A 3,251-nucleotide genomic window follows, 5' to 3' on the forward strand; every position below is an offset into this window, starting at 1 on the left:
CGCCCCGCGGGGTCGGGAGCCGCGGGTGAGGAGCGTGGGTCGTTGACGGGGCCGGTACGGGCCCGCTGTATAGGCTCGTGGCGGGCGGTCCGCCCCCCGCTGACGGTCGTGGCCCACCTCGACAGCCGGCAGGTCGCCGACGCCGCGCAGCGCCGGGCCCTCGCCGGCTCGCTCGAGCGCTCGCTGGCCGCCGTACCCGGCGTCGCCTCCGTGACGCCCCCTGCTCCCAGCCCCGACCACGTCCTGCTCGTCACCACGGTCACGCCCACCACCGGCCCGCAGGACGCGGCCACCGCCGACCTGATCCACACCCTGCGGGACGACACCGTGCCGCAAGCGCTGTCCGGTACCGGGGCCACCGGCTACGTCACCGGCACGACCGCCGCCGCCCAGACCTTCACCGACACCCTCGCCGCCAAACTGCCCCTGATCATCGGCGTGGTCGTGGCCGCCGCCTTCCTGCTGCTGCTCACCGTCTTCCGCAGCCCGCTGATCGCGCTCAAGGCCGCCGTGCTCAACCTGTTCTCCATCGCCGCCGCCTACGGAGTGGTCGTCGCGGTCTTCCAATGGGGCTGGGGCGGCGCGCTGTTCGGCGTCACCGAGAAGGTGCCCGTGGAGTCGTACGTGCCGATGATGATGTTCGCGATCGTCTTCGGGCTCTCCATGGACTACGAGGTCTTCCTCCTCTCCCGGATCCGCGAGACGTGGCTGCACCGCGGGGACAACCACCTGGCCGTCGCCACAGGCCTTGCCACCACGGCCCGCGTCATCACCTGCGCGGCGCTGATCATGACCAGTGTCTTCCTCGCGTTCCTGCTCTCCACGAACGTCGCCGTCAAGATGCTCGCGCTCGGCCTGGGCGTCAGCGTCGTCATCGACGCCACCGTGGTGCGCCTGCTCCTGGTCCCCGCGTCCATGTACCTCCTCGGGCGCGCCAACTGGTGGCTCCCCGCCCGGCTGGACCGCCTCCTGCCGCGTCTCGACCCGGAGGGGCCCCCGCCCGCCCCGGAGCCCGGACCCGCCTCGCTGACCGTCCCCGTGCGCTTGCGGGAGGAGAGCCGGTGAGACAGCGCCTCACGAGGATCCGGGCGGCCCTGCGCCGCCACCTCGTCCTCACCGTCACGGCCGCCGTGGTCCCGGGGGCCGTACTCGCCACAGGGGCGGCCGAGTTCACGGCCCGCTCCGTGCTGCGCGAGCGCGTCGCGACGGCCGCACCCGCCCTCGGCGACGGCGTGTCGGTCCGCGCGGCCGGCGGTCTCCTCCTGTGGGACCTGGGGCGCGGGAGCATCCCGCACCTCGACGTCAGCAGCGACGACGCCCGGATCGGACGCCTCTCCCACGTCCGCGTCCGGGCACGGCTCGACGGGGTCCGACTCGGCGACCGGGCGTCCGTCGCCGGCACCCGCGCGCAGGTGACCGCCTCCCCGCAGTCCATCGCGGCGGCGATCCGCGGCGCCGCGCCCTCCGTGCCGGTGGCCGCGGTCACCACCGACCCGGCCGCGGGTACCGTCCTCGCCGCCGTCGGCCCGGGCGGCGCGGGGCAGCTGACGCTGCGTCCCGTACTCGCCAGGGGGAAGGTGACGCTGGCCGTCGAGGGGTTCACCGTGTTCGGCCGCTCCGTCCCCACCGCCCGGCTCGGCCTCGGCGAGGGCGGCCTCGGTGCGGAGGCGGGTGGCCGGGACTACCCGCTCGGGCTCACGGCCACCTCCGTACAGGTCCGGCCGGACGGCGTGCACGTCGCCCTGACGGGCGGCCCCGGCGCCCTGCCCGGAACGTGACGTGGGCGCGGGGCGCGGGGCGCGGGGCGCGGGCGCCGGCTGACGGTATGCCCCGTCAGGAACCGGACGGCTTCGGCGGGGCCGGCGGGGTGGCGTCGGGCGGGGTGTTCGGCTGCGCCGCGGCCGGCAGCGACCACGGGTGCTCCGGGGTCGCGATCTCGGTGACGGTCTTGCCGATGAGGGTGCTCAGGCTGCCCGTGCCCTTGTCGATGTCGGAGTTGACGATGACGACGAGGACCGCGCCGTCCTGCGCGAGCCGGGCGGCTATCGTCTCGTAGCCGGGCAGCTCGCCGTTGTGCCCGACCCAGCCGTTGATGTCGGCGATGCCCAGCCCGTATCCCACACCGGGGTGGCCCGTCGGCAGGGCGCGCATCCGGTCCGCCTGCGTGGCCGGCTTCAGCAGCCGCCCGCCGTCGGGCAGTTTCCCGCCGGTCAGCGCCGGGACCCAGGTGCGCAGGTCGTCCAGGGTGGAGGTCATCGCGCCGGCCGCCCAGCCCCAGGACGGGTTCCACAGGGAGGCGTCGGCGACCTTCCCGCCGGGCGTGAAGTCGGTGTAGCCGTGTGCGTACGGGCTGGGGATCTCGGGGCCCGTGGGGAACGCGGTGTCGTCGAGACCGACCGGATCGAGGACGTGCTCGCGCAGGTAGGCGGAGAGGCTCTGGCCGCTGAGCTTCTCGACCAGCAGGCCGAGGACCACGGTGTTGGTGTTGGAGTACTCCCAGCGGGCGCCGGGCGGGAACTCGGCCGGGTGCTTGAAAGCGATGTCCAGCAGCTCCTGCGGAGTCCAGGCGCGGGTCGGATCGGCCTGGAAAGCGGCGAGCCACGCCTTGTCCTCGGTGTAGTTGAAGAGCCCGCTGCGCATGTCGGCGAGCTGGCGGATGGTGATCCGGTCGCCGCCCGGCACGCCGTCGAGGTACTTCGAGACCGGATCGTCCAGCCGCAGCCTGCCCTCGTCGACGAGCTGGAGGACGCCGGTGACGGTGAAGGTCTTGGTGACGCTGCCGATCCGGGTGAACAGGTCGGTCTTCATGGGCGTGCCGGCGGCGGTGTCGGAGACGCCGAAGGAGCGCTCGTAGGAGCTCCTGCCGTCGAACCACAGCCCGACGCTGACACCGGGGATGTCCGCCTTCTCCATGGCGGCGGTGATCGCGTCGTCCAGCCGCTCGGCCGTGGCGGCGTCGACGTCCGCCCTGCCCTGCGGCGCCGACGCGGGAGCCTGTCCCGCGCACAGCGCGGTCAGGAGCACGGAGGCGGCCGCCATCGCGGGCAACGCCCGGAAGCTGCGCATGGCGCATCACCCCTGAACACCGGTCCCCGAGGCTGTCCCTCCATCGTAGGAACCGCCGGCCCACCCGGCGACCGGGGCCGCGGCGGCGGGCGCCCCGCGGGGTCGGGAGCCGCGGGTGAGGAGCGTGGGTCGTTGACGGGGCCGGTACGGGCCCGCTGTATAGGCTCGTGGCGGGCGGTCCGCCC

At 74.5% G+C, this 3,251-nt stretch carries 3 protein-coding genes; 2 read left to right on the top strand and 1 reads right to left on the bottom strand.

Annotated elements, in window-relative coordinates; all coding sequences use genetic code 11:
- Positions 1 to 108 precede the first annotated feature (108 nt).
- Positions 109 to 1,065: an MMPL family transporter gene (locus tag AB0D66_RS34320; RefSeq protein WP_362311066.1), complete on the top strand. Its 957-nt coding sequence runs from the start codon at positions 109 to 111 to the stop codon at positions 1,063 to 1,065.
- The gene (locus AB0D66_RS34325; RefSeq protein WP_362311067.1) at positions 1,062 to 1,778 is read left to right on the top strand and encodes an LmeA family phospholipid-binding protein; all 717 of its coding nucleotides are present in this window, start codon (positions 1,062 to 1,064) and stop codon (positions 1,776 to 1,778) included. Before AB0D66_RS34320 ends, AB0D66_RS34325 begins: the two co-directional genes overlap by 4 nt.
- Before the next feature lie 55 nt (positions 1,779 to 1,833).
- Here the strand turns inward: AB0D66_RS34325 and AB0D66_RS34330 are convergent, their stop codons facing one another.
- On the bottom strand, positions 1,834 to 3,066 hold the full coding sequence (locus AB0D66_RS34330) for a serine hydrolase domain-containing protein (RefSeq protein ID WP_362311068.1): 1,233 nt from the start codon (positions 3,064 to 3,066) through the stop codon (positions 1,834 to 1,836).
- Between the last annotated feature and the right edge of the window lie 185 nt (positions 3,067 to 3,251).

Origin of the sequence: Streptomyces sp. NPDC048270 (genome assembly GCF_040652335.1) — a bacterium.
In the GTDB taxonomy this organism is placed as follows: domain Bacteria; phylum Actinomycetota; class Actinomycetes; order Streptomycetales; family Streptomycetaceae; genus Streptomyces.